At 58.9% G+C, this 12,247-nt stretch carries 12 protein-coding genes; 3 read left to right on the forward strand and 9 right to left on the reverse strand.

Annotated elements, in window-relative coordinates:
- Window positions 1-472: 472 nt before the first annotated feature.
- Window positions 473-1,318, forward strand: coding sequence for a site-specific integrase (locus tag AC1DSG_RS06585; RefSeq protein ID WP_477790148.1), 846 nt, complete (start codon window positions 473-475; stop codon window positions 1,316-1,318).
- A 2-nt stretch (window positions 1,319-1,320) separates the two neighbouring features.
- On the opposite strand, the gene AC1DSG_RS06590 is transcribed toward AC1DSG_RS06585, so the two are convergent.
- The 7 genes from AC1DSG_RS06590 to AC1DSG_RS06620 all read right to left on the reverse strand — a co-directional run bounded on the left by AC1DSG_RS06590 (window position 1,321) and on the right by AC1DSG_RS06620 (window position 8,772).
- Entirely contained in the window at window positions 1,321-2,391 is a 1,071-nt protein-coding gene (locus AC1DSG_RS06590) for an ABC transporter ATP-binding protein (protein WP_477790149.1), read from the reverse strand.
- Window positions 2,388-3,986 carry an ABC transporter permease gene (locus AC1DSG_RS06595; protein WP_477790150.1) on the reverse strand — a complete coding sequence of 533 codons (1,599 nt, stop codon included), beginning with the start codon at window positions 3,984-3,986 and terminating at the stop codon, window positions 2,388-2,390. The genes AC1DSG_RS06590 and AC1DSG_RS06595 overlap by 4 nt, the downstream gene beginning before the upstream one ends.
- 3 nt (window positions 3,987-3,989) lie before the next feature.
- Window positions 3,990-5,003, reverse strand: coding sequence for an iron ABC transporter substrate-binding protein (locus tag AC1DSG_RS06600; protein ID WP_477790151.1), 1,014 nt, complete (start codon window positions 5,001-5,003; stop codon window positions 3,990-3,992).
- Between the two features lie 278 nt (window positions 5,004-5,281).
- Window positions 5,282-5,851, reverse strand: coding sequence for a PqiC family protein (locus AC1DSG_RS06605; RefSeq protein WP_477790152.1), 570 nt, complete (start codon window positions 5,849-5,851; stop codon window positions 5,282-5,284).
- Between the two features lie 32 nt (window positions 5,852-5,883).
- Window positions 5,884-7,542, reverse strand: coding sequence for a PqiB family protein (locus tag AC1DSG_RS06610; RefSeq protein WP_477790153.1), 1,659 nt, complete (start codon window positions 7,540-7,542; stop codon window positions 5,884-5,886).
- Window positions 7,523-8,179, reverse strand: coding sequence for a paraquat-inducible protein A (locus AC1DSG_RS06615; protein WP_477790154.1), 657 nt, complete (start codon window positions 8,177-8,179; stop codon window positions 7,523-7,525). Before AC1DSG_RS06615 ends, AC1DSG_RS06610 begins: the two co-directional genes overlap by 20 nt.
- The gene (locus AC1DSG_RS06620) at window positions 8,176-8,772 is read right to left on the reverse strand and encodes a paraquat-inducible protein A (protein WP_477790155.1); all 597 of its coding nucleotides are present in this window, start codon (window positions 8,770-8,772) and stop codon (window positions 8,176-8,178) included. The genes AC1DSG_RS06615 and AC1DSG_RS06620 overlap by 4 nt, the downstream gene beginning before the upstream one ends.
- 228 nt (window positions 8,773-9,000) lie before the next feature.
- Here AC1DSG_RS06620 and AC1DSG_RS06625 point away from each other — a divergent pair, with 228 nt between their 5' ends.
- Window positions 9,001-9,618 carry a dihydrofolate reductase family protein gene (locus AC1DSG_RS06625; protein WP_477790156.1) on the forward strand — a complete coding sequence of 206 codons (618 nt, stop codon included), beginning with the start codon at window positions 9,001-9,003 and terminating at the stop codon, window positions 9,616-9,618.
- 160 nt (window positions 9,619-9,778) lie between these two features.
- Complete coding sequence (locus AC1DSG_RS06630) at window positions 9,779-11,326, forward strand: phospholipase D family protein (protein ID WP_477790160.1); 1,548 nt, start codon at window positions 9,779-9,781, stop codon at window positions 11,324-11,326.
- Window positions 11,327-11,343: 17 nt separating this feature from the next.
- Here the strand turns inward: AC1DSG_RS06630 and AC1DSG_RS06635 are convergent, their stop codons facing one another.
- Both AC1DSG_RS06635 and AC1DSG_RS06640 read right to left on the reverse strand, forming a co-directional pair.
- Window positions 11,344-12,051 (reverse strand): class I SAM-dependent methyltransferase, encoded by a 708-nt coding sequence (locus AC1DSG_RS06635; RefSeq protein WP_477790157.1) that lies wholly within the window; start codon window positions 12,049-12,051, stop codon window positions 11,344-11,346.
- Window positions 12,051-12,247: DUF2252 family protein (locus AC1DSG_RS06640; RefSeq protein ID WP_477790158.1), on the reverse strand; the 197-nt coding region annotated here is incomplete at its 5' end. The genes AC1DSG_RS06635 and AC1DSG_RS06640, both read right to left, overlap by 1 nt.

Raw genomic sequence — 12,247 nt, forward strand, 5'->3', positions numbered from 1 at the left:
TTGCACCTCGGGCTGGAATTGAACGCTACCGGTATTTTTTGGATCCAAGGCAAGCGTAGTCGATAAAATATAAGCTGGTTCAATCGGTTACAAAAAAAACGTTACAAACCACATCAATTGACTTTTGCTGTTCCTGTCGGCACGTTGGACGCTTGCGAGGAACAGCCGCAACTCATTGAGAGTAAGCGCAACTTCGTGAAAGGAACATGAAAACCCGGTTGGCAAAACGTTTATCCGAGCGTTACACAGCCGCTGTTCAGACTCCTGCCGTTCGTCGCGACTGTGGAAGAAAACTCCTGCGCAAGTCTTCGCTTTATTAATAGGGATGTTTTAATCCTTAGCTGTACTACTGCAATGTTTTTTATCAAGGCCGTTTCGTTTGATTGACTTACCTGTTACCCAACCTGTTGCTTCAACGACCAACCCGTTGACCTTGTATCTGGCCCGGCTCGCATCTTCCAGTCAGCTGACTATGCGTTACGTTTTGCAGGATGCCGCCGACCGTTTGGGATTCGACGACATGAATCTCGAGGAAATTCCCTGGCATCAGCTACAGCCCGAAAATGTCATTGCGCTGGTCGCAGCGTTACGCGAAGACGGCTACGCGCCCAACACCTCTTCGCTGTATGTGAATGCGGTACGCGGGGTGATGAATGAGGCGTGGCGCATGAGCCTGATCAGTCAGGATCATCTGCTGAAAATGCGCTCGGTCAAAGGGATTGCCGGCACCCGTTTATCCCAGGGGCGCAACTTGAGGCGCACGCTGATCCAGGAATTGATGGCGGTGTGTGCCGCCGATCCACGGCCACAAGGCTTGAGGGACGCGGCGATCATCGGGATTTTGTACGGTTCGGGTATGCGCAAGTCCGAGTCGGTGAACCTGGACCTGTCACAGGTCGATTTTGCCGAGCGCAGCCTGCGGGTCACGGCCAAGGGCAACAAGCAACTGATCAAGTATGCGCCGGCCTGGGCCTTGGGCAAACTGGAGGACTGGCTGGCGTTTCGTCGATCACAGCTCAAGGAAGGCGAGGTGGATGACCCGTTTCTGTTCAACCGCATCCGTCGTGGCAGCCACATCACGCGCGAGCGCATTACCAAACATGCGATCTATTACATTGCGCGCCAGCGCGGTGCCGAAGTCGGAGTGAAGATCATGCCGCACGATTTTCGCCGTTCATTCATCACCCGCGTCATCGAGGAGCACGATTTGTCGATCGCGCAGAAACTGGCGCATCACAGCAATATTCAGACAACCGCCAATTACGATGTGCGCGATGACAATGAACGGCGCCGAGCAGTGGATCGTTTTGATCTTTAACGTTATGACCCGCTGAGCACGTGGGCATGGCCGATGGTCGAGACGTGGACCGCGCTACCGGCAGGGGGCGCGTACATGCCCGAACCGCGTACTGTTAATGACCGACCGGACTGCTCGCCCGAGCTGGGAGCCTCTAATTCCACGGTCAATGTGCAGGTGTTGCCGCTGAAGTCGCGTTCAGTCACTACAGCGCGGCACCCGGCCATTTCGGTGGGGCTCGGCTGGATGCTGACGAGCTGCAACTGCTCGGGGCGCAGCATGATCTGCGCCGAATGGTTGTTGCGGTGGTTGTTCACCGGGATCCGACCGAGTTCGCAATGCGCCCAGCCGGCTTCGATTTTGGCGGGCAAGACCACGGCATCCCCGAGAAACAGCGCGGTTTGTTCGTCGTCGGGGTAGCGGTACACATCCAGTGGATGGCCTGATTGCACGAGCCGACCGTCGCGCATTACTGCCAGTTGATCGGCAAACGACAGGGCTTCACTCTGGTCATGGGTGACCAGGATCGTGGTGACACCCGCATCGGACAACAGTCGGGCGACCATTTTGCGCATGGCACCTCGAAGGCCAGTATCAAGGGCGGAAAACGGCTCGTCCAGCAGCATCAGGCGCGGCTGTTGCGCCAACGCTCGCGCCAGCGCCACCCGCTGTTGCTGGCCGCCGGAGAGTTCATGGGGCCAACGGTGGGCCATGCTGGCATCCAGGGACACGCTGTCCATCAGCTCAGCGACACGATGGTTTTTTTCGCCGCCCTTGACCGAAAGCCCGAAACCGATATTGGCGGCCACGGTCATGTGCGGGAACAGGGCGCCGTCCTGGGGAACGTAGCCAATCTGGCGCTGATGCGCCGGCACCTCATGAGTGGCGTCGACGAGCGTCTGGCCATTGAGTGAAAGACGGCCGGTGTCCGGGAATTCAAAACCGGCGATCATCCGCAACAACGTGGTTTTGCCCGAGCCGGATGGGCCGACAATCACCGTCCGGCTGCCAGCGGGCACCGACAGGTTAATGCTCTCCAGCGCCTTTTGGTCGCCGTAAGACTTGGATATGGCATGCAGTTCAAGAGCGTTCATCGGCCAGCCGTTCGTTTGGATTGGTGATAAAGAAGTCCGGTCAACGGAAGCGACAGCAGGATCATCAACAGCGCATAGGGGGCGGCAGCGGCGTAGTCGATTTCGCTGGTCATGGCCCAGAAACCGGTGGCCAGGGTGCGCGTCCCATTGGGTGCGAGCAACAGGGTGGCGGTGAGCTCATTGGTGATCGCCAGAAACACCAGCGCAGCCCCGGCGGCGGCGCCCGGCGCGGCCAAGCGAAGAGTAATCAGCCACAAGGCCCGACCCGGCGAGCGGCCGAGACTGCGTGCGATGTTTTCCAGTTCTACCGGTGCCTGGGCAATTCCCGCCCGTAAACTCACCAGGGCGCGGGGCAGGAACATCAGCAGATACGCCAGCAGCACGGTGATCGTGGTCTGGTAAATCGGTCGGGCAAAATGGATGGTGAACGTTACCAGGGCCAGGGCGACGACAATCCCGGGCAACGAGCTGGTGATGTAGTTACAGCTTTCCAGTACCCGCTGTAACCGGCCTGGAGAGCGAATCGATAGCCAGGCAATCGGGATCGCGGCGCAGGTGGTCAGGACAGCGCCTGCCGCGCCGAGCTGCAGTGTCTGTTGCAGCGCCGGCATCAATTCGTCCAGTTGCCAGACCTGTGTGCCGCCCGCGATCAGCCATTTTCCCAGCGTGATCAACGGTACACCCAGCGCCAATGCGCAGGTGAAGACCTGCAGCGCCAGGCCAAACATTTTAGCCTCCCAGTACAGGCGCACAACCCGCTGCGTGCGCGCGCTGCCTGATCCGACCCGGGCGTAACGCGCCGTGCCACGAGCGGCGGACTCGGCGGTCAGCATCGCCAGGCAACACAGGGCCAGCACGCTGGCCAGCATGTTGGCTGCCGGGCCGTTGAAGGTGGATTTGAACTGGTCGAAGATCGCCGTGGTAAAGGTGTCGAAGCGGATCATCGCGTAAAGGCCATATTCGGCCAGCAAATGCAGGCCCACCAACAAGGCACCGCCGCAAATGGCCAGGCGCAGTTGCGGCAGTACCACACGGAAAAAAACCGCCCACGGCTTGAGCCCCAACGATTCGCCAACGTCTTCAATAGCCGGGTCGAGCCGGCGCAGGGTGGCCGCAATCGGCAGGTACAGAAACGGGAAGTAGGCGATGACCGAGACCAGGACGCCAGCAGGCAAGCCGTGAATCGATGGCACCAGGCTCACCCACGCATAGCTGTGAACGAAGGCCGGCACAGCCAGTGGCGCCGTCGCCAACAGTGACCACCAGCGTCGGCCTGGCAGGTTGGTGCGTTCTGTCAGCCAGGCTAGCGCCAGGCCGAGCATGACGCACAACGGAATGGTAATCACCACCAGCAACACGGTGTTGATCAGTAATTCAGCGACACGAGGTCGAAAGACCAGAGGCACAATGGCCGCCCAGCCTGTCTGGATCGACACGCCGATCACGAAGGCAATCGGCAGCAGCGACAGGAGCGAGACCAGTACGGACAAACCGATCACCCACGCGCCGCCACGACCCGCGAAGACGCCCCGTGAGCGTCGTCGCAAGTTCACGGGGATCGCTGGAGCGACCCCCCCTGGCAAAGTTTCAGGCATCAATTAGAGCAGTCCCGCCTGAGTCATCAGCTCTACGGCTTTTTTGCTGTTGAGTTTTGAGGCATCAACTGCCGGCGCGTCGAGTTGCTGCAAAGGCACCAGTTTAGGATTGGAGGGGGCGTTCTGGCCCACGGCGTATTCAAACGATTTGCCGGTTTCGAGCACTTTCTGGCCTTCCTTGCCGGTGATCCACTTCAGCAGCGCTTGAGCGTCTTCCTTGTGTTTGCTGGATGCCAGAACACCGCCCCCGGAGACGCTGACAAAGGCACCCGGATCTTTGTGTTTGAAGTAGTGCAGGGCGGTGTTCTTGCTGTTTTCGCCGGTCTTGGCTTGATCGCCGTAGCTGTAGTAGTGGTAGATCACGCCACTGTCGACCTGGCCGGCATTGACCGCTTTGAGCACCGAACTGTTGCCACGGTAGGCCGTGTAGTTGGCTTTCATCCCTTTGAGCCACTCAAGGGTGGCCGCTTCGCCCTTGAGCTCAAGCACTGCGGCGACGATGGCCTGGAAGTCGGCACCGGCAGGCGATGCGCCCCAACGGCCTTTCCAGTTTGGCCCGGCCAGGTCCATCAACGATTTTGGCAGATCGGCTTCAGGCAGTTTGCTCGGGTTGTAGACGAACACCGTGGAGCGCGCGGCAATTCCGACCCATTTGCCATCCGCTGGACGATACGCCGCGTCCACTTGCTCCAGGGTAGCGGGCGCTACCGGTGCAAGCAGGCCTGCTTTGTCTACCAGCACCATGGCCGGGGAGTTCTCGGTCAGGAATACGTCAGCCGGGGAGGCGGCACCTTCCTGCACGATCTGATTGCCCATCTCGGTGTCGTCGCCGTTGCGCACGGTGACTTTGATCCCGGTTTCCTTGGTGAACCCCTCGACCCAGGCCTTGGTCAGGCTCTCGTGTTGGGCGTTGTAGACCACGATACCGTCGGTATCAGCGGCATAGACGTGTCCGGCACTCAACAGGGCAGTGGTCAGCAGTGCTGTTTTGAGGAACGAAGGGATAGAGGGCGTCATTCTGGGGGGCAGCTCCTGTTCTTTTTAGAAGTCATGCACGCCGATTCACCGGAGAATCAATGCGAACCATTTGCATGTTTTGAGGCGCAGGGAATGTAAAACGCAATATGAGAAAAAAACGTCAAAGAAACCGTTAATACATGTCATTTTCATTCAGGTTAGCAGGCCTTCAGCACCTTGCCTGAGGATTTGAAGACACTCAGTGAGTGTCGATAGGCGGGTGTTGAGTCAGCGGAGACAGGGCACCGCTGAACACTACCGGGAGTGGGGAAGTGGAATTAGCTGGAGGGAGGGCAACTCTGTTGTGTCCCCTTGGCGGCCTGGCCGATCAGCGCAGCCAGGCGCTTGACGTTATTCTGCTGGGCCAGGGCCAGGTCTTCGATGGTCCCCCCCGAAGGCGTTTGCAGGATGCTGCGGCAGGTGAGGGACGTGCCATTGACGTCATTGACTTCACTGGCTGGGCGCAAGCGCCAGGTCACATCAATCAGCCCGTATTGCCCGGGAAAGGAGTCAAAACGCAGCACATCCAGGCGCAACGACAGCTTGCGCTGGGGGTTGAGGTTGGCCAGTTGATCCATCAGGGCACTTCGGAACTCCTCTCCCAGCGACGCCCCCCACCATTCGGATTCGAGCAACACCAGGCCGCTGTTGCCTTGGCGAATAACCACCTGTGGCCGGTCGACCTGCGCCGGTAAACTGAGGCTCTCAATCTCGATGACCACTGTGTTACTGCGCGTTGCACTACCTGTGTGCGCTGGCATCAGGGTGTGATAGTGAACAGGTTCACTGCGGCAGGCCGCGAGCAGCAGGAGCGCAGCGACCAAGGTGAGCTTCGGCGAAAAGGCCATGGATGTTGCTCCTTTCTTCTGCTGCACGGTCATTATTTCAGGTCCTTTGCCGCGGGATTGTCAGGTCGACCGCGAAGCAGTGCTTCCGGATGCCGGATCAGGTAATCCGCGAGCTCACGCAATGCTCGCGACGTACGTTCCAGCTCACCCAGGGTCTGCCCGAGTTTTTCCCGCGATGGTGAACCATCGGCAAGCGTGGCGTTAGCCGATTGCAGGGTCGTGTTGGCCGACAACAAAGTCTTGCTGACGTCCGACAGGGCGGTATCTACGCCGGGCAGTGTCGTGCTGTTGAATTTCCCCAGCCCTTTGCGCAGTTCCACCAAGTTGCTGTCGAGATTGCCTGCAATGCGCTCGATCGGCAGTTTGTTGACCTTGTCGACCATGGATTCGAGTTTTTCCTGCAACTGTTCGAGGCTTCCCGGAATGGTTGGGATCATGACTGGGCGCGCGGTCGCATCGAAGACCACTTTGTCTGCTTTAGGGTAGAAGTCCAGGGCGATGTACAACTGGCCGGTCAACAAGTTGCCGGTGCGGGCCTGGGCGCGCAGGCCGTTGTCGATGAAGGAACCAATCATCCGCACGCCTGCCGCTTCGTCATTGGGGTCATGATTGAGCGACTTGATCATTTTGGTGTGGGCCTGACCCAGGCGCTGCGGGTAGATCACGATGCCGACACTGACCGGAAAACTGCGCTTTTTCTCGTCGAAATCCAGATTGACCGACACCACCTTGCCGATTTCTATGCCCAGGAATTCCACCGGCGCATCGACCTTCAGCCCACGCATGGCCTGATCGAAACGCAAGGCCAGGAATTGAGCCTTGCCATTCGGCGGTGCGAGGGCGCTTTGCTGATTCTCGAACAGTTCGTAGGCATACTCTTCGGGGGCAGGTTTGTCGTCCGGGCTGTATTCCGGCGCGCGGAAGGCGATACCGCCCACCAGCAGGGAGGATAAAGACTCAGTCCTGACGTCAATGCCGTTGGCATTGACGCTCACGTCCACGCCACTGGCATTCCAGAACCGGGTGTTTTCAGTGACGTACTGGTCATTGGGCGCGTGGATGAACAGGTCAATGTTCACCCCTTTGCCATCCGGGTCCAGTGCATAGGCCACCACCTGACCGACCGGAATCTTGCGGTAGTACACCGGCGAGCCAACGTCCAGCGACCCCAAATCCTGCGTGTGTAAGGTGAAACGTTTGCCCGGTTCGCCATAGGTAATGGCCGGCGGGATTTCCAGGCCCTTGAAGTTTTTCGCGCGGCCATTGGCTTGACCGATATCGGCGCCGATGTAATCCCCTGACAGCAATGTATCGATCCCCGAGACCCCGCCGGCACCGATACGCGGACGCACGACCCAGAACTGCGAGTCTGAGCGGGTGAAACCTTCGGCCTGTTTGGTCAGTTTGATCGTGGCGCTGACACTCTTCTGGTCGCTGCTCAGCTCCACATCCGAAACCTGGCCGATGACTACACTGCGGTATTTGACCTCGGTCTTGTTGGCTGTCAGGCCATCACCGGTCTTGAACATGACAGTGATGGTCGGGCCTTCCTGCAAGATGCTGTGGACTACCAGTGATAAACCCACCAATACCGCAACAATGGGGACGATCCAGACCAGCGAAACGCTGCGACCAGTCTTGATTGGGGCCTGGCCGGGGGCTTGTGGCCCTTCAGTGGCTTGCGACTTCATCCATGACCTCCTCGTTTTGTGGGTTTTCCCGCTTGTTATCCCAAATCAGGCGCGGGTCGAAACTCATCGCCGATAGCATGGTGAACACCACCACCAAACCAAAAAAAAGTATGCCCGCGCGCGGTTCAATGTCGGCCAGGGCTTTGAACTTCACCAGTGAGGCCACCAGTGCAACCACGATCACGTCGAGCATTGACCAGTATCCGATGACCTCGACGAAACGGTACAACTGCGACCGCTCCTTGCTCGCCCACAAACTGCTGCGATGCACGGACACCAGCAGAAACGTAAGGGCTACGAACTTGACACCCGGCACCGCGATGCTGGCGATAAAAATGATCAACGCGATGTCCCAGGCGCCGGCCGCCCAGAACTCCAGTACACCGCTCATGATCGTGCTGTCGGCGCCGTTGCCGAGCATTTGGGTGTTCATGACCGGCAACAGATTGGCCGGGACGTAAAACGCCAGTGCCGTGAACATAAAGGCCCACGTGCGAGCCAGCGAATTGGTTTTACGCCGATGCAACGGAGCGCCACAGCGTTCGCACTTGTGCGGTTGATCGGTCATGTCGCAGGTCATGCCGCAGCTATGACACAGGCACAGGTTTAAATCACCGGCGGCCGGAGGCATGTTCATAAAATGTCCCATAACTCACGGATATCGCGACCGGCGATGCGGATCACCATCAGGCTCAACACGGCCAGGGCAAACAGGCCGATGCCCGGTAGCACGTGAAGAAATCCGGCGAGTTTGATGACCGCGACCATCGCCCCCAAAAAGCAGACCTCCAGCATGCTCCAGGGCCGGAGCGCTTCCAGCCAGCGCATGCAGAATTTAAAACCGGGTGATCGTCGGTGGGTGAGGGCGAAACCCAGGACCCAGATCAGCAGCAACAGTTGGCAAATCGGCGCGAGGATCATCGCGATCGCCGCGACCAACGCGATGAAGGTGATCGGCCCCTGGCTCAAGGCCAATACCGAATCCCACAGCGTGGCGCTATTTTTAACGCCTTTGAGGCTGATGGTCATGACGGGGTAAAGGTTGGTGAACATCCAGAGCATCAAGGCTGCGCAGCTCAACGCCAGTCGTTGCTCCACCGTCATGCGGTTATAGCGCTGCAGCACGGCGCCGCAGCACGTACACAGGGTTTTCTGGTGTTCGGCGAGCGTGACTTTTTCATACACACAGTCGCAGTGCTCGCAGATGATCAATTGATCAGTATTTGCCATGGGCCAAGGCTCAACAGGAGGCAGGAAATTCAGAGCACCCCCTCAATATAGAAGTGCCTCGCAATTGAGCAAATCGAAAGTCGAAACGGTGTAAATCTCTTTCGCCTGTCGTTGGTATCACCCTGTCGATTTCGCAGCACCCCGTTCGACTATCCTTCAGGGAATCAATCTGATGAGTCGCGTTTGACCCCAGGCATTCCCTGTACGAGTTCACACCGGGAGAAGGTTATGCGCAAACTTACCGTTGCCGCATTCATGAGTCTGGATGGCGTTATGCAAGCGCCCGGCGGGCCTGAAGAAGACACCAGCGGCGGATTCCGCTTGGGTGGCTGGATCGTGCCCTACGCCGACAACGTCTCCGGCCAGGCCATCCAGGACCTGTTCGCGAAACCGTTCGAGTTGCTGCTGGGTCGGCGCACCTACGACATATTTGCCGCGTACTGGCCGCACAGACAGGCCGATTCAAACAGCCACGCCATCGCTGACTTGTTCAACAGCGTGCCCAAGCATGTGGCTACGCATCACCCCGATACGCTTGATTGGCACAACAGTCATGCTTTGCAGGGAGATCTGGTCAACGCGATATGCGCGCTCAAGCACGAGGAGGGCGCTGACCTCTTGACGCAGGGCAGCGGCGATCTGGTGCGTCAACTGCTTGCCGCCGGGTTGGTGGACGAGCTCAGGCTTATGATTTTTCCCGTGGTGCTGGGCCGCGGCAAGCGCTTGTTCGACGACACTGCACAAGCGTTGGCGTTCACGCTGGCGCATTCGATCAGCACGCCTGGCGGTGTGCTGATCGCCCGCTATGTCAGAGAAGGCGAGGTGCGCACTGGGATGTTTGAATAGGTAGAACAGTTCACGTGACGATTTCATTCACGGGGTGAAACCAGCGGAAAATTTCGACACGCTTCGCTCGAACCGGGCTTTACTGGAATAAGGTCTGCAGGTTGCCGTGAGCGGCAATTTTCGGCATCCACCCGTGAGGTTGAGGACGAGCCCCTTGTCCATGTCCTGGTTCTTCCCTGCACTGTTGCTCGTGCTGCTGGTCGGCGGCTGCGCCACTACGCCCGTGCCCCACGAGTTCAGCCAGACAATACCTGCCACTGATTCGTCGTTCGGGCGCTCCATTCAGGCCCAGGCTGCCCCGCATGAGGGGCGCTCGGGTTTTCGCCTGTTGCCTAACAGCAGTGAAGCGTTCCGGGCGCGCGCCGAGTTGGTCCGCAATGCGCAGAAAAGCATCGATCTGCAGTACTACATCGTGCATAACGGTCTCAGCACCCGGGCCTTGGTGCGTGAATTGTTGCTGGCTGCCGATCGCGGCGTACGGATACGCATCTTGCTCGACGACACGGCCAGCGACGGCCAGGAAGAAGTCATCGCTACCCTGGCGGTGCACCCTAACATCTATATCCGCGTTTTCAACCCTTTGCATCTGGGGCGCAGCACCATGGTGACCCGAACCATGGGCCGTCTGCTAAATCTTTCCCAACAGCACCGGCGCATGCACAACAAATTGTGGGTGGCCGACAACAGCGCGGCCATCGTCGGCGGGCGCAACCTGGGGGATGAATATTTCGACGCCAAGCCCGATCTCAATTTCACCGACATGGACCTGCTGTGCTTCGGCCCGGTCGCCGAGCAGTTGGGCCACAGCTTCGATCAGTACTGGAATAGCACTTTGAGTCAGCCAATCAGTGAATTGGTGCTCAACAAGCCAACCGCTGAAGACTTGCTCAAGAGCCGCCAACGTCTGGAACAATCGCTTCAGATTGCGCGTACTGAGAACAAGGCCTTGTACGACCACCTCATGACCTACCGGACTCAACCACAGCTCAACCTATGGCGCAAACAGCTGATCTGGGCCCATGGCCAGGCGATGTGGGACGCCCCGAGCAAGGTACTGGCTGACGACGAACCAGCCCGCTCACTATTGATGGCCACGCAACTGCGACCTGCACTCGACGGCGTCAATAAGGAGTTCATCCTTATTTCGGCTTATTTCGTCCCGCAAAAACCGGGCATGAGCTACCTCACCGGTCGTGCCGATGCCGGTGTTGATGTGCGTCTGTTAACCAACTCACTGGAAGCCACCGATGTGCCGGCGGTGCATGGCGGCTATGCGCCTTATCGCAAGACGCTGCTCGAACATGGGGTGAAGCTCTATGAACTGCGGCGCCAGCAGGACGACCCCAGTGGCGGTTCTTCCCGTGGCTTCAGCGGTGGCTCGGACTCCAGCTTGCACACCAAGGCCATGATCCTGGACAAGCAGAAGGTGTTCATCGGCTCCTTCAATTTCGACCCGCGTTCAGTGTTCTGGAACACTGAAGTCGGGGTGCTGGTCGACAGCCCTGAATTGGCCGGCTACATGCGCGAGCTGGCGCTTGAGGGCATGGCACCGGCCGTGAGTTACCAGGCCAGCCTGGAAAACGGCGAAATCGTCTGGATCGCCGAAGACGACGGCCGCCGACATACCTTGCATGAGGAGCCGGGTGGCACATGGCGTAGCTTCAAGGCCTGGCTCAGTGACAAGATCGGGCTGGAGAAAATGCTCTAGATTGAAACCGGCGGCTCTCACCCCCGTTGCTCGGCCACCAGCAGCAGCGACTGCGGCACAGGACTTTGCGGGTGCTGCGGCTCTTGCAAGCCGACCAGGCGAAAACCGGCCATGTCCAGTGCATTCAGCCAACTGGACAAGGTGCGAAAGTACCAGGGCATGGGTTGCCACTGCCCCTCGAACCCGGCGAAGGTCTCTTCCCGCCAACCATCCTGATAATCGCCCGCCGCTGAGGTCCACGGGTGCAGCGTCTGGATCACCAGCGCGCCGCCAGAGACGAGCAGGGCATTCATGGCAGCGAGCAGGGGGATGATGTCTTGGTGCAACAGTGCGAAGTTGGCGCAGATCAGGTCGTAGTCGCAGCCGAGGTTTACCTTCGCTTCCACCAACGCTTCATAGCTCGCCAAATGTACCGGTGAAGAGCCCGCTGCCCGTGCAGCCTCGACCAGTGTCGCATCACCATCCACACCGACCGCGTTGATACCCCGTTCAGCCAGCGCACGTAGCAACCAACCCTCGCCACAGCCGAGGTCGAGCACGTGCTCGGGTTGGCGGCCCATCACCGCCAACAGCATGGCCTGGTCGGTGACTTTCAGGCGGCTTTCGATGGCGCCGGTGCGGATGGCTTCGATCCAGGAATGGGCGTTGTGGTGCCAACTTTGGATCAGCGTGAATTCGGGGGCAGATAGATCGATGTCCGGCGTTGTTTGTTGGATCGGCTGCATCACTCTTCTTCTCTCAGCACGTTGATCCGGCCTGATTTTTCCGCGGCCACCAGCGCGGCATGGTCTTTTTCATTTTGATCGGCATAGGCGATGGCAAATGTCCCGATGGCCTGGTCGAATGAGTCTGTTTTGCCCAGGTATCCGCTAATGAGTGCTGCATCCCCTGATTTGGCGTGGGCACGGGCCAGGGTAAGAC

It is taken from the genome of Pseudomonas sp. P5_A12, assembly GCF_056400685.1.

Coding starts and splice junctions, on each gene's coding strand:
- AC1DSG_RS06585 (WP_477790148.1), top strand. CDS start 473: ATGCGTTACGTTTTGCAGGATGCCGCCGACCGTTTGGGATTCGACGAC.
- AC1DSG_RS06590 (WP_477790149.1), bottom strand. CDS start 2,391: ATGAACGCTCTTGAACTGCATGCCATATCCAAGTCTTACGGCGACCAA.
- AC1DSG_RS06595 (WP_477790150.1), bottom strand. CDS start 3,986: ATGCCTGAAACTTTGCCAGGGGGGGTCGCTCCAGCGATCCCCGTGAAC.
- AC1DSG_RS06600 (WP_477790151.1), bottom strand. CDS start 5,003: ATGACGCCCTCTATCCCTTCGTTCCTCAAAACAGCACTGCTGACCACT.
- AC1DSG_RS06605 (WP_477790152.1), bottom strand. CDS start 5,851: ATGGCCTTTTCGCCGAAGCTCACCTTGGTCGCTGCGCTCCTGCTGCTC.
- AC1DSG_RS06610 (WP_477790153.1), bottom strand. CDS start 7,542: ATGAAGTCGCAAGCCACTGAAGGGCCACAAGCCCCCGGCCAGGCCCCA.
- AC1DSG_RS06615 (WP_477790154.1), bottom strand. CDS start 8,179: ATGAACATGCCTCCGGCCGCCGGTGATTTAAACCTGTGCCTGTGTCAT.
- AC1DSG_RS06620 (WP_477790155.1), bottom strand. CDS start 8,772: ATGGCAAATACTGATCAATTGATCATCTGCGAGCACTGCGACTGTGTG.
- AC1DSG_RS06625 (WP_477790156.1), top strand. CDS start 9,001: ATGCGCAAACTTACCGTTGCCGCATTCATGAGTCTGGATGGCGTTATG.
- AC1DSG_RS06630 (WP_477790160.1), top strand. CDS start 9,779: ATGTCCTGGTTCTTCCCTGCACTGTTGCTCGTGCTGCTGGTCGGCGGC.
- AC1DSG_RS06635 (WP_477790157.1), bottom strand. CDS start 12,051: ATGCAGCCGATCCAACAAACAACGCCGGACATCGATCTATCTGCCCCC.